The sequence below is a fragment of the Terriglobia bacterium genome (genome assembly GCA_020072645.1).
GTDB lineage: Bacteria > Acidobacteriota > Terriglobia > Terriglobales > Acidobacteriaceae > Angelobacter.
The window spans coordinates 264,693-287,267 of record JAIQGK010000012.1; the positions used below are offsets into that span (position 1 = coordinate 264,693).

Genomic DNA, 22,575 nt, shown 5'->3' on the forward strand with positions numbered 1-22,575 from the left:
TGCCAGCCGTAGAGATCGGCGAAGTGCTTCCGCCAGGGAAGCCGTTGATAGAGGTGTGTAGGGAAACGAAGGCAACTCATTTCTCATCCTAAATTCCCGTGAAAACAACCCCACTGAACTTTGTATCTCGGGGGGCACGTTCCAGTAAACTTGATTCGAAAGGTTCGGTTTTTGTGTCGTTTAAATCGCAATTTTCAGCATCGCAAGACAAGGCCCACAGCCGTAATATCGCGACGAAAATTCATGAGGAGATGGCGAAGCTCCGGGCTAGCGTAGATGCATCGCCCACGACGCAACGGCGTTGGGTCTGGGAGTTGATCCAGAACGCCAAGGACGTGAATATCGACGGAAAGGTTCGCGTTCGCATCGAAGCCGACCTAGAAGGAACGGATGCACACGTCACTTTCAAGCACAACGGTGGGCCGTTCTCACCGGAGAACATTCGCTTCCTTATCGAGCAGGTATCATCGAAGGACCGGACGAATGACAGCGATGGGCGGCCCACGACGACAGGAAAGTTCGGCACGGGATTTCTCACCACTCACCTCTTGTCCGAACGCGTTCTTGTCAGGGGTGTTGCGGAGGGACGAGGCTTCACCCCGAGGAAGTTCAAACTGTCACTGGATCGCAGCGGCGATGAGTTGCAAGACATCATCGATGCCGTACAAGCCGCGAAAGATTCCATCCTGGACCTAGACGACCAACCGGAGTACACAGGATACGTTCCCGGCAAATTCAATACTGCTTTCCGCTATGAACTCGCCGACAAGACAGCTAGGAAAGTAGCAAGCGCTGGTTTGGCTGACCTTGATATATGCCTGCCCTACACGCTCTCGTTCGTGCGGGAGATCGAGAGCATCGAGTACCCGAACCGTAGGTTGAACCTGCAAAATTCTGACGGCGAACAGCTAGACGGCGAGGTGCAAATCCTTTCCGTGACCGCCGCGGATCCCGAAGGGTTTGCCGATCCTGAAGTTTTCTCGATCGCGGTATTGAGCAGCGGCCTGACGACGATTGCCTTACCGGTTAAGCAGACGAGCAACGGTGTGCTCATCCTCCCGCTCGGCCCAGACGTGCCCCGACTATTCTGCGATTTTCCGCTGCTAGGCAGGCGAGGCGTTCCCGTTCCCGGTGATCATCAACAATCCGACATTCAATCCGACCGAACCACGGGACGGCGTATTCCTCACCAGAACGGAGCGCTCCATTTCTCAGATCGACCACAACAAACGAATTATCGAGCAGGCGCTCGGGCTCTACCTCTCGCTGCTCGAATACGCGTCGGACAACGACTGGCAAAATCTTCATTTCCTCGCTGCGGTAAAGCCGGTTCCCGCGGAGCTCGCGCGGCTCGATCAGCAGTGGTACAGGACCGCGATCCTCAAGCCGATACGGGACACGCTCCTGCGTACGAAGATCGTGCGGACGGCCGCGGGCACGCTGGCTTCCATCCATACGCCTGGCGGTACGAACAACATCTGGTTTCCGACGGGTGCAAATGACAAAATCCGACGTGCCATTTGGCTCTGCTGCAAGACATGGATTCCCGGACAGCTCCCAGCGCAATCAGACATCGAAGTCTGGCATGAGATCATCTGGCAGGAATGCGACGAATTGACGCTCGATCAGGTTGCCATATTCATAGAGGAAGACGGAACGACGGAAAAGCTGGCATCCGAACTCCAGCAAAAGGACGTACACGAATGGCTGATGGAGTTCTACGACACATTGAAACTCGAGGAGGCGTCCTTCCAGGCAGTGATCACCAAGCGTCGCATCTTTCCGAACCAGAACGGAACATTCAAGCGAAAAGCCGAGCTCTCCCGCGACGCAGGCGACATAGACCCCATGCTCATGGAAGTCCTCGCACTATTGGGGACCGACCTACGCGATCAGCTGCTGGATACAGAGATCACGACGCACCTTGATGATCTGTCCAAAAAGGACGGCGCGTTCGTGGTCAAGGAAATCACCGCAACTATCGAGAAAAACCTCAACGATAGGGCTGCTACCAAACGATTGCGCCCGGCACTTACCAAGCTGCTGCGGTGGTTCCGCGAAAACACGTCCCACGCAAGGAAGCTCTTTCCTATACTCTACGACCAAAAGCACCTACTCTATGACGATGAGGAAATCCAAAATAACATTGAGCGCGCCGAGGAGTTGAATGAGCTCCTCACCGAATACAACGTGAAGAATGTTACTGAACTCCGGGCTGTCATCGAGCAGTATGCTACGACCCCGAAGCTCTTGCCTGTAACGCAACAGATCATCGCAAGCTTGGGAATTACTTCTGTAGAAGAGTGGACGAAAGCGCTCGAAGACGAGAATCTGGCTGCTCTGTTCTCTCACCAATCCACACCCACGACCGACATGTTCGTGTATGCGCAATCGTTGATTAGGAAGGCCAAAGCCCGCGTGAAGGCCCACTTATTAACTCTCCCAGAGTACGACCTCTCCGAGATGGATGAGACGGCCATCACCGTCCTCGCGGGAGTCAAGCATGATGGCCGAGATGTGAATATTGTCGTTCGGCCCGCGTACGATGGCACTGTGATCATCTACTACCAGTCCGAACGAGACGTGCTTGACTTTGAAGACCACGAACTCTGGGTAGATACGGGCACGGACGTCCGGCGGATCACGTTCGGCCATATCCTGAAGAAGACGGGCATCCGACGATTCCCGATATAACTCTATGGACATCGCTCAAGACATCTTGGACAGCATCGGGCAGCCCGAATCCGAGCAACTGGAATACAAGGCGGTTCTGCCGCCCGCCGCGACCGTTGCGCAACTGATCTGTTCTTTTGCGAATTCTGGCGGCGGAGGCATCGTCCTCGGCGTCGTCGAAGATGGCAAGGAAATACGCATCAACGGCCTCAGCGATGAATTCCGCGCTGTACAAATTACTCGTAAAGCAATCGATCTCCTCTCACCACCTCCCACGGTGGCGTATGACTATGTGGCCCATCAAGGCAAGCGCCTGTTTGTCATCAATGTGAAGAAGTCTGACGTACCAGTCTCGCTTGGCGGAAAGACCTATGTCAGGATTGGCGAACGGACAACGCTCAAGCAAGTAAGCCCTGTTAAAGCTATCCGCGAAGCCGGCATTGCCCGCCTGTCGAAGGAATTGGAGAAGGATCGCAAATCCTGCACTGCCGCTAGAGCGAAGCTGCTCGACCATTACGAAAGCGTACTTCGCATTCTTGACGATCTCGGCAACCTCCTGTATCCAAAAGGGTCCGACATCCCGACTGATAACCCTGAAGGCAAGATGCTTATGCGTATCCTCTTCTCATCCTGCGCCGATACGTTCGAAATCTTCATCTCAGACCTGCTCTACGAGATTTACCTCGCGAAGCCGGAGACACTCAAATCAAACGCACAAGTGACAGTAAAAGAAGTTCTTGACTGCTCCGACATGCAAGAGTTCATCAGCCGACACGCCAAGAGCAAGCTCAAGAAGCTGCAACGCGGGAGCGTCAAAGGATTTATAGCGGACAACAAACAAATAAAGTCACTCGGCGTGTTCGACGCGCGGCAGGAAGAGATCGAAAGAATTTTACAGATTCGACACCTCTATGCCCACCAGAACGGACTTGTTGACGACAAGTTCCGGGAATACTTTCCTACCGCTAACCTCAATGATGAATACCCCATGACACTTGATGAGTTCCTGACACGCTTCGAGTACCTCGCTCAGGCCATCAATGCCGTTGATGAAGCAGCGCGCAAGGACTACCAACTCGCGTCCTTTTTGTGAGATTTTGGCACACGGATGTACGGTACTAATTCGCCATTGATATGGGCGAAGAAAATAGCTATAGTCAGGCAGCGCCTCAGGGTGTGAAAGTCGCAAGAAAGCTCTTTGAAAATTGATCAGCTAGCAGTTAGCAACTGGCAATTGGCCAAAGGCCCTAAAACCCATTATGGGGAGGAAATGGGGAGGAATGACGTAACCCTTTTGTCTTCAACATCGACTGAATGGGGACACATGGGGAGGAAACCCCTAAGTCCTTTAGAAATGGGGACGAGGGGAGGGGTAGGGGTATACCCATGATCCCCATGAAATCGCGCAACTCTAGGAAAACCCCAAAATCTCTACCACAGAGGACACAAAGGAACACAGAGAAAAAGCAAAATCTCACCGCTGATTAACACTGATTACACTGATCGGAAAAGCCACAGCCGAGGGCGCCTCCACCCCAGCAAGCCAAAATCGGGCTTGCCGGGAACCCCGGACTGTGCCACGTGAGCAACGTCACCCCCGAACGTCCCAACACTCACCCCGATGGTTCCCTGACCCTTTGTAATGCGCTGATTCGCCTAAAGTAACGCTATTCTTGGGGTTACTTGAGCATCGGACATGATTGAGCGTTGTGTTATTGAACGTTTTGTTTTGAACCAGTGCTCTATCGCGAGGGAGAATTTTTAGAATGAAGAACCGCCTGGCCGCCAAAGTCTTGATTTCCGCCGCAGCCATTTTGGTAATGATGTTTGCCCTGGGTTACAACCTGTCTGCGCAGGCGCGCGGCGCCGACTCCGGCCGCATGGACCTGAACTCGGCGCTGATCAGCCTGGACCGCGTATCACAGGCCACCCAGAATGACATTGCCAACATGCGCGTGGAGAGCTGGAAATCCGGGTGGAAGCCGGGCTTTATGAAGGGCAATTCACACCAGGCGGAAGCGCAGCAGGCGGCAACTTCATTACAGCGCAACCTGCGCTACGCGCTGCCGGAGCTGATCCATAACGTGCAGAGCTCGCGCGGAAGCATGTCCACCACGTTCAAGCTCTATGACGATGTAAGCCTGGTTTGCGAGGCCGTGGATTCGCTCATCAACGCCAGCGAGGCCGCCGGCAAAAAGAGTGAAGCCGCGCCGCTGGTGGAAGATTACACGGCCTTAGCGAAGGTCCGCCGCTCGCTTTCAAGCTATATCCAGGAAGCCTCAGCGCAGTGGGAAAATCACGGCAAAGCGCCTTACGCCGCGCTTTCCGCGACGCCCGCTCAGCCGCGACAAACAGCTCAGCAGCGCACGCAGTCGCGCTCGCAGAAGGCCGCTGCTCCTGCAACGCAGGTGGTCGATGATGGCGGCGTGAAGAAGATCATTGTGGATGACACCATCCCGGAAAAGAAGACCCCGCCGCCAGCCAAGAAGAAGCCGGAGACTTTCAGCAATTTGTAATCGAAATCTCACCGCGGAGGCGCGGAGACGTTGAGAAAGAGCAAGAATCAACAGTCAAACGGATTTAATAAAGTCAAAAGTGGTCCGATTTGAGCTTTTTGATCCGTGCAAATCAGCGTTATCAGTGTTATCAGCGGTAAGCTTTGGATTTGGCAGGCCTTCGCCGCGCTCTAACCCGCAATCGGCGCGGAGACGCTGAGAAAACCTCAAGAGCAAGAATTAACGGTCAAACGGATTTATAAATCCAAAAGTAGTCCCATTTGAACTCTTTTGATCCGTGTAAATCAGCGTTATCAGTGTTATCAGCGGTAAGGTTTGGATTTGGCAGGCCTTCGCCGCGATTTCCGTCTGTAACAAAAATTGTAACCAGATTACAATAAAGGACATCCTTCTACTTGCTGTTTAGAAAGGCCTATGTCCTCATTACCTTTTCCAATTACCGCGTTCCTGGCCGGGATCGTCTCATTCTTGTCGCCATGCGTGCTGCCGCTGGTTCCCGGATACGTCTCTCTGATTTCCGGCGCCAGCGTGGAAGAGCTGCAGTCTAAAGACCGCAAGCTGTTGAATACAGTGCTGTTGCACTCGCTCATGTTTATTCTGGGCTTTACCGTGGTGTTTGTAATGCTGGGCGCGGCTGCCACTGGCATTGGCCAGATGGTCCATGAATATAAGAAGTACCTGGAATGGGTGGCCGGCGCGGTGGTGATCATTTTTGGCCTGCATCTGACCGGCATCATTAAGATCAAGGCCCTGTATGCGGACAAACGGCTGCATTCGGTGAAGGGCGGCAAGTCTCCGCTGGGGGCGTTCGTTGTCGGTTTTGCCTTTGCCTTTGGCTGGACGCCGTGCCTGGGACCGATTATTTCCGCGATCCTGATCATGGCCGGTTCGGCGGATACCGTGAACAAAGGCGTGCTGCTGCTGTGGATTTATTCGCTGGGACTGGCGGTACCATTTCTTTTGACGTCGCTTCTGATTGACCGGTTCCTCGGCTTTTATGGCCGCTTTCGCCGGCATCTGCACACGCTGGAAGTTGTAAGCGGCGTGTTCCTGATGGTGTTTGGCGTGTTGATCCTTACGCGACACTTTGCCGTGCTTTCAAGCTATCTAGGATTTTTAAACCGCTTTACCTTGTGAGGAAATTGTTTTGAACCGTACCGTTGTTGTAGTGCTATGTGTGGTGGTTGCGATCACCGCGTTGCTTCTGCTGGGCAAGAAAGCGTCCAAGCCAAAGGCTTCCGCTGATCCCGCGAAGCAAAACGTCAGTGGCTCACAGGAGCCTTCCGGCGCCGATCCTGCCATTGGTTCCATTGCGCCGGAATTTTCCTTAAAGAGCGTTCCAGACGGCAAGACCGTAACGCTTTCTTCACTGCGCGGCAAAGCCGTGCTGGTAAATTTCTGGGCCACCTGGTGCGGTCCGTGCAAGTTTGAAATGCCGTGGCTCATTGACCTGCAGAAGAAATATGGCGATCAAGGCCTGCAGATTGTGGGCATCACCAAGGACGATTCCAACGAAGAGACCATCGCCAAGTTTACGAAGAAAATGGGCGTGAACTATACGGTTTTGGTCGGCAACCAGCAGGTCGTGGATCTCTACGGCGGCGTTGGCGGCCTGCCGACATCGTTCTTTGTGAATCGTTCCGGCAAAGTGGTGCATGAGATTATTGGCCTGGATAGCGAATCAAAAATTGAAGACGCTATTAAACAAGCGCTGCTCTAACGGTTGATCTCAGCGCAGCAAAAGCTATTTGAGGATTTTTTGTGGATAGAAGAGTTGTCCTGATTCTTGCTCTGGTTGTCGCGTTCACCGGCGTGGTGATGGTGCTGAAAGGCCACTCGCGCCCGAGTAACGTTGTGGATCTGAGCGCCGCGCAGCCTTCTGGCGTACAGCAAGCCGCGAGCCCGGATGCTCAGGCACCACCGCCCGATTTCCCAGAGCCGCCGAAAGGCTCCACGGCCCCGGATTTCGCGCTGAAGAGCGTGCCTGACGGCAAAGAAGTTCGCCTGTCTTCTCTGCGCGGCAAAGCAGTGCTGGTGAATTTCTGGGCAACATGGTGCGAGCCCTGCAAACTAGAAATGCCGTCATTGGTGGATATGCAAAAGAAATATGGCCCGCAGGGATTGCAGATTGTGGGCGTGGCCATGGACGACGCCGATGACAAAGAGATCAGCACGTTCACGCACAAAATGGGCGTGAACTATATGGTGCTGCGCGGGACAGAAAAAGTTGGCGATCTTTATGGCGGAATCCAACAACTGCCCATGACGTATTATCTTGATCGTTCCGGCAAAGTGGTGGACTCAACCCTGGGCATGGCGGGTGAGGCGACATTTGAAGAAGCTATCAAACGCGCATTGGCGCAGGGCAATTAATACAGGAGCGGAATGAGACTTCATCGACTAATTTTGTTGGTAGTGAGCGCAGGCTTGTTGAGCAGCGCGCTGGTTAGCCTAACGAAAGCGCAGGAGCCAGGCGCTCCCAAGCCGCGCACGTTTGTTGATTTTGTTGCGGCCAACAACATCGTTGTCTCACCCGGACACTCCGCGCCGGTGCAGTTCACTTTTCACGTCCAAGACCCGTATCACATCAATTCCAGCCAGCCGCTTACAGAAGAGTTGATCCCCACGCAGCTGCATTTTTCGCTGCCGCCTGAAGTTGCGTTTGGCAAACTGCAATATCCCGCGGGAAAGCTGATGAGCTTCCCGTTCGATCCCAGCACCAAGCTCAGCGTTTATTCCGGCGACTTTGTGATTAAAGGCATTGTCATGGCGCCCGGACAGGCGTCATCGGGGATTTACACCGTTCACGGCGAGCTGAAATATCAGGCCTGCGATAACAATGCGTGCTACCCGCCAAAGAAGTTGCCGTTTACGTTTAATGTGAAAGTGGGCAGCGGCGGCAAGAGCGTTCCCAAAGCGCGGCCCACGAGGACGAGCCCGCATATTCATAATTAGCAGTTGGCCACTAGTGTCCGGTTAAGGATCCGACGTTTACGTGTAATGTGATCGGCAGCAAGGCAAGGAGCATGTTCCGCCGAGGCTGAGCAAAGTCACGTTCCCTGCGTGATGGTACCCTCTTAAGAGGCTCCTCTATGACAGAAGCGTCGCGCAATGAGGGAAGTATATGGCAAGGACTGTTGCTCTGCTGGGGAATAAACTTTGTGCTGGCCTTCACCGGGTGCTCCGTTGCGATGATCGAAGACGAACGTCCCGGAGGCTCGAATGCACTCGTCCACGCCGCAATCGTGATGACGCTCAGCACCGGCCTGCTTCAACTTCTCTACGTCATTCCTGTCTGCCGGGCTATGAACAAAAACGGGAAAATCCGCACCCTGAAAGGTGTAACAATCGCCGCCTGGACTACGGCCCTCCTGAATGCCGCATGGCTGATGCTCAAAGCCGCGCAAAATAGCTGATAACTACCTTGTCGTAGACCGTGTGGCAGAGCCGCCTTCGGCTGTGGCCAATCTTAGAGCTTTTATGATGCGATCTTGGCAATTTCCTCAATCCTGACTCCCCGGACCTCCTGGAGCTCCGGCAATTGCCGCAGCTCTTCCAGCACGTCTTCGGGAGCAGCAGAATCGACCTCAACCACGGCGATGGCTTCGGCGCCGCGGCGTCCCAGGGCAAAGTTGCCGATGTTCACATTGTGCCGGCCCAGCAATGTTCCGATTTTTCCTACAACGCCCGGCACATCCAGATTGCGAAAGAAAATCAGATTGCCGCCCAGCGGCATTTCAATATCGATTTCATCCACGCCCAGCAGCCGCAAAGAATTTCCGCGCAACACTCCGCCGCGTACCTGCCGTTCGGCCTGCGTGGTTTTGAGCGTCAGGGCAATCACGCCCGTCACGGTGCCGCTGGCGACTTCAGGTTTCTTGCCTTCATGCACCTGTATTCCGCGTTCGTGCGCAATGGCTGCTGCGTTCACCACATTGGCACGTTCTGCCCCGCGGTGGTTTAGCACTCCCTGAATTGCGGCGTTGCGAATCAGCTCCGTGTTCCACTCGGCAATCCGTCCCGTGTAGCGGATAGAGATTTCCTCTATTGATCCAGCCGCCGGAACAATGTTGGCCAGAAACGCGCCCAGTTTTTCCGCCAGCGCAATGTACGGCTGCATCTGCGTGTACTGCTGATGATCGATTGATGGCATATTCACGGCGTTCTGGATCACGCCGCGCTTCAGGTATTCGCGTACCTGACTGGCAATCTGCAAGCCCACTGCGTCCTGCGCTTCGTTTGTCGATCCTGCAATGTGTGGCGTGGCCATCACGTTCTCCAGCGCCAGCAGCGGTGAATTCTTTGGCGGCTCTTCCGTAAAGACGTCCAGCGCGATTCCGCCGATTTGCTTGCTCGCCAGCGCTGCGGCTACTGCTGCTTCATCCAGCAGCTCGCCGCGCGCGCAATTGATGATGCGCACGCCCTTCTTCATTCGCGCCAGCGATTTTTCATTGATCATGCCGCCCGTCTGCGGCGTAAGGCCGACGTGCAGCGTCAGGTAGTCAGCCTGCGCATAGACCTGGTCCAGCTCCGCCAGCGCAATTCCTTGTTCGCGCGCCACTGACGCAGAAACGAAAGGATCATGTGCGATTACCTTCATGTCAAAAGCTTGTGCGCGCCGCGCCACTTCTATCCCAATGCGTCCCAGTCCCACAATTCCCAGCGTCTTGCCGCGCAGCTCCGTTCCTTGCAGTGATTTCTTTTCCCACTTGCCTGCGCGCGTGGTTGAATCTGCCCGGCAGAGATGCCGCGCCAGCGCCAGCATCAGCGCGATGGTATGTTCCGCCACGGCCACGGCGTTTGCGCCGGGCGTATTCATCACGGCGATTCCTGCTTTGGTCGCGGCTTCCAGGTCGATGTTGTCCACGCCTACGCCAGCGCGCCCGATCACGCGCAGTTTCGGCGCGCTCCGTATCACTTGCGCATTCACATCTACGGCCGACCGCACAATCAGCGCGTCCGCATCTTTCAGCGCCGCTTCCAGGCCATTGGGGAGTTGATCATGCGTAAGCACGCTCCAGTCCGCTTCGTCTTTCAGCAGTTGAACGGCATTGGCCGCAACTTTTTCCGCAACCACTATCTTCATCTTGTCGCTTCGCTCCAAACCGCTACAGTATGTTCTGCTGGCAGACTTAGTCGTGCTCCTGCAACTTCCCGCTCAGCGCCAGTAGCCTTGAGTTCGCCATTACCTCGTCGCCAACGCCGGCTGTGTCGCTTCCGCATAAACCTGCTGCGCCGCTTTCAATCCCGCACCTAATTCAATCGGAATGCCCATCTCTGCCAGCACCTGCTCCAGCGCACCAATCGCGGCGATTGTGTCCAGATAGTCGTAATAGCCAAGATGCGCAATGCGGATAAGCTGTCCTTTCATCTCGCCTTGTCCATTGGCCACAATCGCGCCAAAGCGATTGCGAAACGCTTTTACTATGTCGCTTGAATCCACGCCATCCGGCGCAGCGATTGCCGTGAGCGCCGCGCCCGGTGAACTGGCAGAAAAAAGTTTCAATCCCAGAGCTTTGGCTGCAGCGCGGGTCATCGCTGCTGCGGTTTCCGCGTTGTCGATCAAAAGTTTGCGTCCGGCAGCCAGATCTCCGCCGCCTTGTTCGCGAATGTAATCAAGCGCCGCTGCCAGCGCCGCTACCAGCGCGGTAGAAGGCGTATAGCTGGACTCGCCTTTCGCGCCGTTCTTTCTTTCCTTGCGCAGATCAAAGTAGTAGCGCGGATTCTTCGTGGTTTCCATGCGCTGCCATGCGCGTTCACTCACGGAGCAATAAGCCAGCCCCGGCGGCACCATCACTGCCTTTTGCGATCCTCCAATCAGCACGTCAATGCCCCAGCCATCCGCATCAAAATGCGTGGTGCCCAGGCCAGTGATCGCATCGACGACGAGCAACGTGTCCGTGGCTTTCACCAGCCGCGCAATTTCTTTAACATCGTGCCGCACTCCGGTGGAACTCTCAGTGGCCTGTATATAGAGAACTTTATGCCCGGGTTTCAGCGCTTCGCGTACCTGTTGCGGCGTCACCGTCTCGCCGTAAGGCGCTCGGACAGTGTCAAACTGGAGACCGTAAGCCTTGGCCAGCCCTTCCCAACGTTCGCCAAATTTGCCTGCGGAAACGATCAACACTTTGTCTCCGGGTGAAGTCAGGTTGGCCACGGCGGCTTCCATCGCGCCGGTGCCGGAAGCGGTAAACATCACAACATCATTCTTTGTGCCGACAAAGATTTTCAAATCCGCCAGCACACGGGTATACAACGCGCGGAACTCCGCCGTGCGATGGTGCATAGTGGCGGCGGCCATGGCGAGCTGGGCTGAAGGTAAAAGCTGGGTTGGACCCGGAGTAAAAAGACGGCCTTTGCGAATCATATTTAACTGTTCCTGTTCTTGAATTCTGTTATTGCTGAGCCAGATCGATTTTGTTGAAGTCTGCGGGACGGGCCGAGAGGGTTTGCGCGCCGTGTCTCAACAACACCACGCTTGCGGTTGGATCGTTCGCATTTTGCACAACCAGTAAACCATCGCCATCGGGAGATAACGGAGGACCTGACGACATCCATTGTATCTTTCCCAGCGTGCTCTTGGATATGCGCGCCAGAAAATCCACTTTGGGAAAAAGTGCGTCGTAAGCCACTGTTCCCCTTGCCAGCATGCTCACACGTTTCCGCCCTGTGGTATCCACCAGAAGATAGGCCGAGTCAATGGCGCTGCCACGCCCGCTAAAATCGGCCACAATATGCCCTGAAGGCTCCAACCGGCGTTCTTGTAGGTAGCGCTGCACTGCGGCAGGGAAGTCGTCTCTTGTCGCTGCGTGCCATCCTTGCAATTGTTGCAAGCGGATCGTGTCACCCGGCGCCACGCCGGTAGGCGGCGCAGTGGTATTTGCGTTCGCGCTGGCGCCCGGCATTCGGCTGTAAGGTTGCGTGAAAAGCAGCGCCACCAGGCACACCAGCCCACCGGCCAGCGCTATCCGCACCGGCCAACTGCTGCCCCTTCGCGGCAGTGGATCAACCTTGATGCGGTCTGCTCCCGGCATTTCGTGTATGGCTTGTGCCAGCGTCAGCATGGATTGCAGATGATCAAAAACATGGTTCGCGGCAAATGGCGGTATGGTGAGTTCACTCAGTTCAATCATGCGATCACGGACGGTGAGCCCAGTTTGCGTTGAACAGCAAAGCTGCTCAAGGCCGCTCTTTATGGCGGCGACCGCGGTGAGCATCATGAATTCCATAGGATGGTCCGTCCGGGCGTTGAACCTTCTGTCCAATGCCGCGCTGCCGGTGCGCATCAGCACGCGTCCCTCATTGGTGGCAGGAATATTTTTGGGGACCAGGAAAAAGTTAATGGCTGCCGGCACGCGCATCTGGATGTCGAGCCCCGGCGTATCCACGCGATGAGAGAAGCGGACAATCGTGGGATTGCCGCCGTAATGCCCTTCCAGCACCACATCACTGCGATCACGGAATGGCTGCGCCTTCAGCAGCTCCGCAATCTTAAGTACGTCCGGCTCAATGGCTTTATAGCCCAGAAACACGGCGAATCGCCGTACCCAATAAACCACGATCCCCACAATGCCCACAACAATGGCAATGTTCAGGATAAGGGCGAGCGGCTGCATGATTTCTCCGGAGGAGTTCCGATCATAATTCGCCCGTAGGGCCGGAATCAAACGGCTCAGCTTATAATTCTCTTTCTCCATCTCTGTGAGGTTTCCATCAATGACGATCAGCGAGCAGATCCAAAAAGACATGGTTGACGCAATGCGCAGCCGCGACGAGTTGCGGCTTTCCACCTTGCGCATGGTCAAATCCGCGCTCAGTTATAAGGAAGTTGAAAAACGCGCGCCGCTCGATGACAAGGAGACGCAGCAGATCCTGAGCACGCTGATAAAACAGCGCCGTGATTCCATTGAGCAGTTCACCAAGGGCGGCCGCCAGGAATTGGCGGACAAAGAAGCGGCGGAGATTAAAATGATCGAACACTACCTGCCGAAGGCGATGGGTGAAGAGCAGATCGCTGAAGCCGTAAAAGCCACTATCGCTGAGATGGGATCACCGACGATGAAAGACATGGGCACGGTGATGAAAAACGTGATGGCAAAACTCCAGGCCACCGGCGCGCGCGTGGAAGGCAAGACCGTAAGTGAGCTGGTGAAAAAAAGTTTGGGTGGATGAGAGTTGAGCCGTTTTGCGGGCGTACGAGCCCGCAGGCGAAATCCTGACCCTGAGCCTTGCCGAAGGGGAAGATCTCTTTGCTACCGGTGCGACGTAGAAGAAAAAGACTGAAAAAAGTTTGGTGGATGAACGTTCCGTTCGCTTAGTTGCTTGCTCCACACGGTTGTTCATTGTCCCTCTGCTTTTTAGCACTCTATTCGTGCTGCTGCCAAAGTGCGGAGTTACCTCACAAATTACTTGCTTCAGATAACCCAGAGTACTCATACTGCACTCATATTAATCAGCGTTCCCCAATTTGCTTTGCGTGTTAAGTGCCGGGGCGGTGACGACGTAACGGCATAAACGGCGTAGTGCAGGGAAAAGGGGTGACAAGGTGATACCTGAATCGAATCCGTTACAGCGGTTTTTCAAGGAAGTAGTTGAAAGAAATTATGGTGAGATTGGCGTGCGCAGTGCAGAAGTGCACGACTACGTAGCCAACCTGCTCACAGAATTCTGCGAAGCAGAAACTCTCTACAAGATCAAAAACGCAGACGGACGCCCGCTATGCGATGTAGGCGAGATGCTGTTGGAGTCCGATCCCGTTTACGGACCTGCTCCGTCCTTTGATCGCGAGCGCCAGGTGCGCAAGCATATTGGCGATTACTCGCTCTTCTTCACTGGTATGTTCCCGCAGGGCCTGAACAAATATCGCCTGCGCCGCACCCGCATGGAAAGCCTCATCGACTTTGTGAAGGCTGGCAAAGAGAGTTACTACATCGTCTCGAAGTTCGAGCACTTTGAGTATGCTAAGGTCGCGCCGCTCTTCCGCAGGATGTCCCATGATTTTGAGCAACTGGTGTATGGCCTGAACCACGTCAAGAATGAACTGGAAGAGATGCAGCATCCCATCACGCGGCAGACGAATGAATTTTTGATGTAACTTCAGAATCGACGTTAAGAAAACAGGGCACGCAGCCAGTTTGGCGTGCTCTTTTTCATTTTGGTATTTAGGTTTTACTGTGTCCCAACCTTTACTGTGTCCCACAACGGGGTGGAGCAGGTCTTTAGACCTGCGGTAAAGTTTGATTAGACCCTCTGGCTTCAGCCGCTGAGGTACATGGCACGCGGGTATCTTAAAAAAGTATGGCTATCTCTTCTGCCACGCCAGCCGCAATCCCAGTCCCACAAAAATCAGCCCGGTAAATCGCCGTTGCAACCGCGCAATGGATTGATTCCGGCGCAGTAATTCACCCAGTGTCCCACCCGCATATGCGACTGCAAGATTGACCAGAGTTCCGCCTACATTGAATATCAGCCCCAGCACTATAATCTGCAATGCCACGCTGCCGCGGCGCGCATCAATGAATTGCGGCAGGAACGCCAGAAAAAATATCGCGACCTTGGGATTGAGCATGTTCGTGATCGCGCCCTGGCGGAAAATGCTGGTAAGGCTTTCCGACTTGAGCTGCTGCGCCGCGAGGTCGGTTTTCTGCGCCAGCATTTTTATTCCCAGATAGATCAGGTAAGCTGCGCCCGCGTATCGCACCAGATTAAACGCCATCGGTGAGGACCGCAGCAGCGCGGCAATCCCAAAAGCCGCAGCCAGAATGTGTACCCAGCAGCCCACAAATACTCCGAGGGATGAAACAATTCCGGCTCTGCGGCCTTGGCTCACACTACGGCCAATTACGTAAAGCATGTCTGGCCCCGGCGCAATGTTGAGTGCGAATGCTGCGATCAGAAAAGCGAGAAAGGCGGCTTTCTCAGGCATGAAATTGACCTCGATCAAGTTGTATCAAGAGATGTTGGCGCCTGGACGCTGGAGGGAAAATAATTTTATATCCGCGCCGGTAGGTCGAGATCCAGGGCTGGTAACAGAATAAGATGACAGAACCATTTATGAGAAAGAGTCCCACATGCGCCTGACCTCGTTGCTTGGTTTCATCGCCGGAGCATTGACCACAATTTCATTCGTCCCGCAGGTGCTGCATGCATGGCGTAGCAAGCGCTGTGACGATCTTTCCTGGGCCATGCTACTTACTTTTTCCGCCGGAGTGGTGCTTTGGCTCACTTATGGTTTTCGGCTGTGGGCCATGCCAATCATCGTGGCCAATGCCGTCACGCTGGCACTGCTACTGATCATCATGGCGCTAAAGACCCGTTACGCCTCGCGTTGATTGCCAGAAGCTTCAAATAATAGTCATTACGGCTACGCCGGCTTTGGATAAATATGTGCGCGCCTCCTCAAGAGTTTCGGAATCAGCGCCGTTTGCCCGAAAATACCGCTCGGCCTCCTTCCAAACTGGGAACCGAAGTGCAGGCACCATTTTCGGATCCTCGGTTCGCCTACCGTTTTCAATTCCGAATTGCGTAATATCTACCACTAGGATGGTATGCGATAAAGAATGAATCAGAAACCGGTGTTTCATTGTTATGAGGCCCTTTCTCCGAGCTTGTAGAATAAGCCTCCTGTCAATCCGCTTCGTGACCGCCACAGGATGAAGAAATTCGATAGACTGTCAGGTGAGCTCGCATTTCATCCTTCTTTTTCTCGCTGCCGCAGCCGGTGGCACGGTGAATTCTGTCGCCGGAGGCGGCGGGTTTATTGCCTTTCCCTCGCTGCTTTTTTCCGGCGTGCCTTCCATCAATGCCAATGCCACTGGCACAGTCGCCCTGTGGCCCGGGACGCTGGCTTCCACTGGCGCATATCGCAAGGCGCTAAGCGCGGAACTGTTCAAGCGCATCCTGCCCCTGATCATCATTACGTTTCTCGGTAGCATCGTCGGCTCGGTGCTGCTGCTCAAGACTCGGCAAGCGACCTTTGACAAGATGATTCCCTGGCTGCTGCTGGGCGCCACGTTGTTATTTACCTTCAGCGGCAAAGTCACCTCCTGGATCAACCGCCACCACTCTGAAGGTGGCCCTTCGGCGATGCGGGTGATCGGCGTCACCCTTTTGCAGGCCTGCGCCGCTGTTTACATCGGATACTTTGGCGCCGGCGTCGGTATCGTGATGCTTGCGCTGCTGGCGATGATGGGCATTGAAAACATCCACAGCATGAACGGTCTCAAGACCCTGCTGGCCACCTGCGGAAATGCCGTTGCCGTGACGGTATTCATCGTGGCGCGGGCCGTCTTCTGGCCGCAGGCCCTGGTCATGATCTTTGGCGGAGCTCTGGGCGGATATGTGGGAGCCTGGTACGCGCAAAAGATGGATCCCAAAAGCGTGCGTTACGTTGTGATCACTATCGGCTGCAGCATGACGGCCTATTTCTTCTGGCGGGTGTATTTGCGAAATGGGATTTGAATGGTCTGGGGTGGGCAGCCCTGCCATCAACTTCCGTATTGGGCAATGCGCTGAGGTCGACGAACAAAGTAGTAGATAAGGGCGCCAATCACTTGCGCGAAAACGATGATCACGATCCAAACAATCTTGTCGTTTCCCTGACTAGGCTCTTTCGTCGCGCACTCCACGATCATCCAGATCCAGAAAATCAGGGCGGTGACAGCGAGACAGAAAAAGAACAACATGAAGCTGGTTCCAGCCATTGGCAACCCCCACTCGAACGGATCCGATCCAGCTCGGCGGATTCGGAAATTTCAGACGGCCATTGTAATACCGCACGTTTTAGAACGCTTTCCTGTCCCGGCTTGCCGTGGAATTTTTTCTCCTTCACCCGCTGTCCGCGTGGAGAGCACCACATCCGCATGCCTTTGGCTACCTCTGGCTTTTGTGCCGCGCCAATTTGACCATATCCCCTCTATCACGTTAAAATTACAAGGTTTGCCACTGGTGGAAATTCCTGCCTGTTGAGCATGGCTGCTGAGCAATCTTACAAGTCAATATAAGTCCTTTCCGGCCAAGAGCTTTGAAGGGGCAATGGGAGAGAGTTATGTACGCGGTAATTCGCGCCGGTGGAAAGCAATACCGCGTCGCACCCGGCGACGTAGTGAAAATGGAAAAGCTGCCCGCCGCTGATGGCGACGTGGTTGAATTCAATGACGTTCTGGCCGTTTCCGGGCAGGAAGGCACCATCGGTCCCGGTGCCGGTGCAGTGGTCAGCGGCCAGGTGATGGAAGGCGGCAAGGCTGACAAGATTCTGGTCTTCCACTTCAAGCGCAAAAAGCAATACAAGAAGATTTATGGACATCGCCAGCCCTTTACCGCGGTAAGGATCACTGAAATCGCTTTTGACGGCGAGCGCTTTACCGCTCCCGACCTGCCGGCCCGCAAGCCCAAAAAGGCAAAGCCTGCATCAGCCGAAGGCGAAGCTGCTCCGGCAAAGTCCGCAAAGGGCAAGTCCAAATCGAAAGCTAAGCCGAAGGCTGCCAAGAAGAGCGCGGCTAAGAAATCGGCCAAAGGCAAGAAGAAATAGAAATTAAGATGGGCGGCGCTTTGTTTCGCACGCCGCTGCTGTTTGAATCGAGATCACATAACAGGGCATGACCGCAGTCGTGCCGTCAACAAATTTTACGACCGGGGCTTTAGCCCCTGAGAAACAAAAGGGATTTATGGCACACAAAAAAGGTTTAGGCAGTTCCAGAAACGGGCGCGACTCCAACGCGCAGCGGCTTGGCGTAAAAGCATTCGGCGGACAGCTTGTCCCCGGCGGCACCATCATCGTCCGCCAGCGCGGCACCCGCATTAAGCCCGGCGCAAACGTCGGTCGCGGCAAAGACGACACTCTTTTTGCCAAGGTCACCGGCACCATCAAGTTCGTGGACAAGGGCGGCTCCGGTCGCTTTGTGCTCGTAGAACCCGCCGAGAGCGCGAAAGCCTAGTATCCAAAACAGGGAAACCACGGCCCCGCGTAAATGCGGGGCTTTTTACTTGGCCCAATCGGCAGAGGTTGTGGCTCAAGTCTCACGCACGGTGGAGCAGTCAAATGGCAAAGCCGGAACAACCGTTGATCAGAAATATCTCTGACACAGCGCTGTGGGTCGCAGTCTTTCGCGCACGTGAAACTGAGCGGCAGGACGCACTGTTCAGAGATCCTTTCGCCCGCAAACTTGCCGGCGAGCGCGGCGAGCAGATTGCTAAAGGCATGCAGGCCGGCCTGCGTTATGAATGGCCATACACGGCGCGGACAGTACGCTTTGACCAGATCGTAACCGAACAGATCAAGCAAGGCGCTGATATGGTCATCAACCTGGCAGCTGGCTTGGACACGCGGCCTTATCGCATGGATCTGCCGCCGTTGTTGCAGTGGATTGAAGTCGATTTCCCGGCAATGATCGATTACAAAGAAGAAGTTCTTTCCGGCGAAAAGCCGCGATGCACGCTGGAGAGGGTCCGCATGGACCTGGCTGATTTGGCCGGACGCCGTTCACTGTTCCAGAGGCTGGGCAGCAATGCGAGAAAGGTTCTGGTGCTTACTGAAGGCCTTCTGGTTTACCTGACACGTGACGAGGTGTCAGCACTTGCGCGCGATCTGGCTGCACAAAGCACTTTCAAAGACTGGGCCATTGACCTCTGTTCCCCCGGATTGCTCAAGATGCTGCAAAAGAACCTTGGTGCACTGAGCGAGGCGGGATCACCACTCAAGTTCGGGCCGGAAGAAGGGCCAGAGTTCTTTACTGCGTCTGGCTGGAAGCCGGTTGATGTCTATTCCATGCTGAAGACGGCGGCCAGGATCAAACGGCTTCCATTCTTTCTCCGGTTAATGTCTCTCTTACCGGAATCGAATGGACGTCAGGGTTCGCGTCCATGGGGCGCGGTGTGCCACCTGACCAGAATGTAAGTCAGACCATGGCGTAGAACATTATTCTCCAAGGAGAATTTTATGGCAAAAGCAAAACTAATGCCTGAGGGCTACCACAACGTAACTCCATATCTCGTAGTTAAAGGTGCTGCGGCGGCTATTGATTTCTACAAGCAGGTATTTGGCGCCGTGGAAATCATGCGCATGCCGCAACCCGATGGACGCGTCGGCCACGCAGAGCTCAAATTCGGCGACTCAATCGTAATGCTGGCCGATGAATTTCCTGAGATGGATGTTGTCGGTCCCAAGACGCTGGGTAATTCGCCAGTCGGGCTTCTCCTTTACGTTGACGATGTAGACAAAACCGTGGAGCGCGCCATTGCCAAGGGCGCAACTATCAAAAAGCCTGTGGCTGACCAGTTTTATGGCGATCGCACCGGCACCATTGAAGATCCCTGGGGGCACAAATGGACTGTCGCCGTTCATCTGGAAGACGTCTCACCGGAAGAGATGCAGCGCCGCATGGCCGCACAGGCAAAAAAGTAAGGTACACAACTATGACGACCAAGTCCGCTTACCAGCCTGAAGGCTATCAGAGCGTCATTCCTTATCTCCATGTAAATGGCGCGGCCAAGTTGATTGCTTTTATGAAAGAAGTCTTTAACGCGACTGAGATCGCAGTCTATGCTCGGCCTGATGGCACCGTCGGTCATGCTGCGCTCAGAATCGGCGATTCAGTCGTGGAACTCGCGGACATTGCTCCTGAATGGCCGGCAATGCCGTGCGCTATGCAGGTTTACGTGCCGGATACTGACGCTGCCTATCAATGCGCGCTCAAAGCCGGAGCAAGCTCCCTTTTGTCGCCGGCAACACAGTTCTATGGCGACCGCACTGCCAGCGTGCGCGACAGTTGCGGGAACAACTGGTACATTGCCACACAGATTGAAGTCGTGAGCCGTGAAGAAGTCGGCAAGCGGATTGCGTCCATGAGCCAACAGGCTAAGTAGTTCAGGTCCGGGGCAATTCCCAAAATAGTACTGACCATGCATTTGTTTTTTTTGAATTTGAAGATTTCCTCTGCGGGCGCGCATATACTGGCAAAGTTTTAAAAACGATTTGGACGAGGCACGCCATGACAGAGAACAAACTTCCTGATTTCTCAACTCTCGCTATAGGCGAAGAGGGCCACACGACGACGATCACGGGCGAAGAAGATTTCGCAACGCACGCTGCAACGGAACGCACGCTTCAAGCAACGACACTGCCGATTAGTGAAGAGACAACGACTTTCATCTCTGGAGAAGAGCTCACGACTGAAGCCCTTGGAGAAGAAGGTCCGACTACGGCAGATGGAGAGAACCCATCTCCGGCCGATTTCAGCCGAAAAGGCGGGCCCTTCGGCGCCTACTAAACACGTGGGTGCCAAGGCTGGTTCAGAATGACGCTCCTGCTGGCTGGCGGTCAAGACGATCCTAATCTGGCCGTTCTGGCGCATGCCGCTCAAAGAGCGAATGTTGAGCTGCTGGACTTGCGTCTGCCTGCCTCGGCGAGTCCTGCCTTCTGCTGGAATCCCGCAGAACGCGTGGCGCACTTTGCCGGCAAAGAGCTCAAGGCCACAGCGGCATTCATTCGCCATGACGTGTTCAGAGGAATGCAGGATCCCCGTCCTGAGGTTTCGGCGCGAGCGTCCGCCTGGTACCACACAATGATGGGCTGGCTTCTGTCTGAGCCGCGCGTCCGCATCTTCAATCGCGAGATGCGTCAGTCGGCAACCAATAAGCCAGCCGCGTTGGTGCTCGCCAGCGAGGCCGGACTGCAAATACCGCCAACTAGGATCACCAATCAGGTGGGCAGCTTCCGCGCCGAGCAGCTTGACTCCATGATTGCCAAGCCGGTGGGTGGCGGCGACTATTGTTATTCTCTTGCTGAAGCTGTAGCCAAAACCGATCTGCGCGACGGAGTGGCGGCCAGTCCGGCGATTGTGCAAAAGCGCCTGGTGCCGCCGGAAGTGCGCATCTACGTGATTGGCGCTGCCGATTTCGCTTTTGAAGTCCGCAGCCCATCGTTGGATTATCGCGTGAACCAGGATGCAGAACTGATCCTTCTGCCTCACGTCCCCCCAGAAGTCTCACGGCTGCGCAGCCTCATGTCCCGCCTGGGACTCGATTTCGGAGCAGCCGATTTCAAGACCGATCCGGAAACGGGCCAACTGGTCTTCCTGGAACTGAATACTTCGCCCATGTTTGCCCGTTTCGACCAGGTTAGCGGCGGCAAAGTGTGCGCCGCCATTATCCGCGAACTGACTGCGGCATAATCCCGTCCCGCGTCCTCTTCAACCCGCACTGCACGGCGAATCCCCTCCCTGGCCTGTACAATCAATATAGACAGCATGTTTATTGACGAAGCGATCATCAAGATCAAAGGCGGCGACGGTGGCAACGGCTGCATGGCCTTTCGCAGGGAGAAGTTTGTTCCGCGCGGCGGCCCTTCCGGCGGCGACGGTGGCCGCGGCGGTGACATTGTGATGGAATCCAGCGAGCGGCATAATACGCTCGTCCACTTCCGCTTTAACCCGGAATACAAAGGCGAGCGCGGACGCCACGGCGAAGGCTCCAACTGCACTGGGCGCGACGGTGAAAGCATTGTCCTGAAGGTCCCTGTCGGGACCATTGTTTATGACAATGAAACCGGCGAGCGCCTGCATGACTTCTCGCATCCTGACGAGCGCATGGTCGTCGCCCAGGGCGGGCGCGGCGGACGCGGCAACCAGCACTTTGCCACCAGCACACACCAAGCCCCGCAGGAGCATGAGCAGGGCTTCCCCGGACAAGAGCGCGTTCTTCGTCTTGAGCTAAAACTGCTTGCCGACGTCGGATTGGTCGGTTATCCCAACGTAGGAAAGTCCACGCTGGTTTCGCGCATCTCGGCTGCCAAGCCCAAGATTGCCGACTATCCTTTCACCACGCTGCAGCCGAACCTTGGCGTAGTCACGATCGGCGAGTTGCCGGATGAGGAAAGTTATGTTGTGGCCGATATTCCCGGCCTGATTGAAGGCGCACACACCGGTACCGGTCTTGGCATCCAGTTCCTGCGGCACATCGAGCGAACTCGAGTTCTGGTCCACATGATTGACGTTTCTGACGCAAGCGGACGGCCCGATCCGGTCGCGGACTTCAAAGTCATTATGGGCGAGTTGAAAAGCTTTGGCGCTGATCTGGAAAAGAAGCCGATGATCGTGGCGGCCTCGAAGATCGACGTGGCCAATCCGGAAAAGTTGGAAAAACTGGCGAAGCATTGCAAGAAACTCAAGCTCAGGATGTATGAGATTTCAGCTGTCACAGGCAAGGGCATTTCTGAACTGAAGTACGCTTTGGGCAAGATGGTGGCGGAGATCCGCGCCGGTTCCTATGCTGCGGAGCATCCTCCGGCGAAAAAGAGACCTGTCTCCGCTCGCAAAGAGAAGAAGAAATCTGAACGCATGAAGCGCATCTCCAAGCAGCGGGCCTTCAAGCAAAGGCAGACCCGTTAGCC

Annotated in this window: 26 protein-coding genes; 21 read left to right on the forward strand and 5 right to left on the reverse strand. The window is 55.0% G+C overall.

Going from position 1 to position 22,575, the window contains the following annotated elements:
* The first annotated feature begins 251 nt into the window (after positions 1-251).
* From LAO76_17595 to LAO76_17635, 9 genes are all read left to right on the forward strand, one after another.
* Positions 252-1,502 carry a hypothetical protein gene (locus LAO76_17595; GenBank protein ID MBZ5492740.1) on the forward strand — a complete coding sequence of 417 codons (1,251 nt, stop codon included), beginning with the start codon at positions 252-254 and terminating at the stop codon, positions 1,500-1,502.
* Positions 1,503-1,614: 112 nt separating this feature from the next.
* Entirely contained in the window at positions 1,615-2,694 is a 1,080-nt protein-coding gene (locus LAO76_17600; protein ID MBZ5492741.1) for a hypothetical protein, read from the forward strand.
* A gap of 4 nt (positions 2,695-2,698) precedes the next feature.
* On the forward strand, positions 2,699-3,766 hold the full coding sequence (locus LAO76_17605; GenBank protein ID MBZ5492742.1) for an ATP-binding protein: 1,068 nt from the start codon (positions 2,699-2,701) through the stop codon (positions 3,764-3,766).
* A 673-nt stretch (positions 3,767-4,439) separates the two neighbouring features.
* On the forward strand, positions 4,440-5,189 hold the full coding sequence (locus LAO76_17610; protein MBZ5492743.1) for a hypothetical protein: 750 nt from the start codon (positions 4,440-4,442) through the stop codon (positions 5,187-5,189).
* 414 nt (positions 5,190-5,603) lie between these two features.
* Positions 5,604-6,326, forward strand: coding sequence for a cytochrome c biogenesis protein CcdA (locus LAO76_17615; protein MBZ5492744.1), 723 nt, complete (start codon positions 5,604-5,606; stop codon positions 6,324-6,326).
* 10 nt (positions 6,327-6,336) lie between these two features.
* Positions 6,337-6,909 (forward strand): TlpA family protein disulfide reductase, encoded by a 573-nt coding sequence (locus LAO76_17620; protein MBZ5492745.1) that lies wholly within the window; start codon positions 6,337-6,339, stop codon positions 6,907-6,909.
* 41 nt (positions 6,910-6,950) lie between these two features.
* Positions 6,951-7,562, forward strand: a complete 612-nt coding sequence (locus tag LAO76_17625; protein MBZ5492746.1) for a TlpA family protein disulfide reductase — start codon at positions 6,951-6,953, stop codon at positions 7,560-7,562.
* A gap of 12 nt (positions 7,563-7,574) precedes the next feature.
* Positions 7,575-8,144 (forward strand): disulfide bond formation protein DsbC, encoded by a 570-nt coding sequence (locus tag LAO76_17630; GenBank protein ID MBZ5492747.1) that lies wholly within the window; start codon positions 7,575-7,577, stop codon positions 8,142-8,144.
* 137 nt (positions 8,145-8,281) lie between these two features.
* Positions 8,282-8,605, forward strand: coding sequence for a hypothetical protein (locus tag LAO76_17635; protein ID MBZ5492748.1), 324 nt, complete (start codon positions 8,282-8,284; stop codon positions 8,603-8,605).
* 62 nt (positions 8,606-8,667) lie between these two features.
* Here the strand turns inward: LAO76_17635 and serA are convergent, their stop codons facing one another.
* The 3 genes from serA to LAO76_17650 all read right to left on the reverse strand — a co-directional run bounded on the left by serA (position 8,668) and on the right by LAO76_17650 (position 12,805).
* A complete protein-coding gene (serA, locus tag LAO76_17640) occupies positions 8,668-10,275 on the reverse strand; it encodes a phosphoglycerate dehydrogenase (GenBank protein ID MBZ5492749.1) in 1,608 nt (535 codons plus the stop codon).
* 99 nt (positions 10,276-10,374) lie between these two features.
* Entirely contained in the window at positions 10,375-11,556 is a 1,182-nt protein-coding gene (locus tag LAO76_17645; GenBank protein ID MBZ5492750.1) for an alanine--glyoxylate aminotransferase family protein, read from the reverse strand.
* Positions 11,557-11,584: 28 nt separating this feature from the next.
* Complete coding sequence (locus tag LAO76_17650) at positions 11,585-12,805, reverse strand: hypothetical protein (GenBank protein MBZ5492751.1); 1,221 nt, start codon at positions 12,803-12,805, stop codon at positions 11,585-11,587.
* Between the two features lie 100 nt (positions 12,806-12,905).
* Here LAO76_17650 and LAO76_17655 point away from each other — a divergent pair, with 100 nt between their 5' ends.
* Complete coding sequence (locus LAO76_17655; protein ID MBZ5492752.1) at positions 12,906-13,361, forward strand: GatB/YqeY domain-containing protein; 456 nt, start codon at positions 12,906-12,908, stop codon at positions 13,359-13,361.
* A 445-nt stretch (positions 13,362-13,806) separates the two neighbouring features.
* Entirely contained in the window at positions 13,807-14,283 is a 477-nt protein-coding gene (locus tag LAO76_17660; protein MBZ5492753.1) for a hypothetical protein, read from the forward strand.
* Positions 14,284-14,490: 207 nt separating this feature from the next.
* Here the strand turns inward: LAO76_17660 and LAO76_17665 are convergent, their stop codons facing one another.
* Positions 14,491-15,114 carry a LysE family translocator gene (locus tag LAO76_17665; GenBank protein MBZ5492754.1) on the reverse strand — a complete coding sequence of 208 codons (624 nt, stop codon included), beginning with the start codon at positions 15,112-15,114 and terminating at the stop codon, positions 14,491-14,493.
* 145 nt (positions 15,115-15,259) lie between these two features.
* On the opposite strand from LAO76_17665, the gene LAO76_17670 reads away from it, so the two are divergent.
* Both LAO76_17670 and LAO76_17675 read left to right on the forward strand, forming a co-directional pair.
* Complete coding sequence (locus LAO76_17670) at positions 15,260-15,520, forward strand: SemiSWEET transporter (GenBank protein ID MBZ5492755.1); 261 nt, start codon at positions 15,260-15,262, stop codon at positions 15,518-15,520.
* Between the two features lie 334 nt (positions 15,521-15,854).
* A complete protein-coding gene (locus LAO76_17675; protein ID MBZ5492756.1) occupies positions 15,855-16,649 on the forward strand; it encodes a sulfite exporter TauE/SafE family protein in 795 nt (264 codons plus the stop codon).
* 26 nt (positions 16,650-16,675) lie between these two features.
* Here LAO76_17675 and LAO76_17680 read toward each other — a convergent pair whose 3' ends face one another.
* Positions 16,676-16,891 (reverse strand): PLD nuclease N-terminal domain-containing protein, encoded by a 216-nt coding sequence (locus LAO76_17680; GenBank protein MBZ5492757.1) that lies wholly within the window; start codon positions 16,889-16,891, stop codon positions 16,676-16,678.
* A 344-nt stretch (positions 16,892-17,235) separates the two neighbouring features.
* On the opposite strand from LAO76_17680, the gene rplU reads away from it, so the two are divergent.
* From rplU to obgE, 8 genes are all read left to right on the forward strand, one after another.
* The gene (gene rplU / locus LAO76_17685) at positions 17,236-17,718 is read left to right on the forward strand and encodes a 50S ribosomal protein L21 (GenBank protein ID MBZ5492758.1); all 483 of its coding nucleotides are present in this window, start codon (positions 17,236-17,238) and stop codon (positions 17,716-17,718) included.
* A gap of 136 nt (positions 17,719-17,854) precedes the next feature.
* Positions 17,855-18,124 (forward strand): 50S ribosomal protein L27, encoded by a 270-nt coding sequence (gene rpmA / locus LAO76_17690; GenBank protein MBZ5492759.1) that lies wholly within the window; start codon positions 17,855-17,857, stop codon positions 18,122-18,124.
* A gap of 104 nt (positions 18,125-18,228) precedes the next feature.
* Positions 18,229-19,083: a class I SAM-dependent methyltransferase gene (locus LAO76_17695; GenBank protein ID MBZ5492760.1), complete on the forward strand. Its 855-nt coding sequence runs from the start codon at positions 18,229-18,231 to the stop codon at positions 19,081-19,083.
* 42 nt (positions 19,084-19,125) lie between these two features.
* Complete coding sequence (locus LAO76_17700) at positions 19,126-19,590, forward strand: VOC family protein (GenBank protein ID MBZ5492761.1); 465 nt, start codon at positions 19,126-19,128, stop codon at positions 19,588-19,590.
* Between the two features lie 11 nt (positions 19,591-19,601).
* Positions 19,602-20,051, forward strand: coding sequence for a VOC family protein (locus tag LAO76_17705; protein MBZ5492762.1), 450 nt, complete (start codon positions 19,602-19,604; stop codon positions 20,049-20,051).
* A gap of 125 nt (positions 20,052-20,176) precedes the next feature.
* Complete coding sequence (locus LAO76_17710; GenBank protein MBZ5492763.1) at positions 20,177-20,455, forward strand: hypothetical protein; 279 nt, start codon at positions 20,177-20,179, stop codon at positions 20,453-20,455.
* A 27-nt stretch (positions 20,456-20,482) separates the two neighbouring features.
* A complete protein-coding gene (locus tag LAO76_17715) occupies positions 20,483-21,358 on the forward strand; it encodes a hypothetical protein (GenBank protein ID MBZ5492764.1) in 876 nt (291 codons plus the stop codon).
* A 75-nt stretch (positions 21,359-21,433) separates the two neighbouring features.
* Entirely contained in the window at positions 21,434-22,573 is a 1,140-nt protein-coding gene (gene obgE, locus LAO76_17720) for a GTPase ObgE (GenBank protein ID MBZ5492765.1), read from the forward strand.
* Positions 22,574-22,575 lie beyond the last annotated feature (2 nt).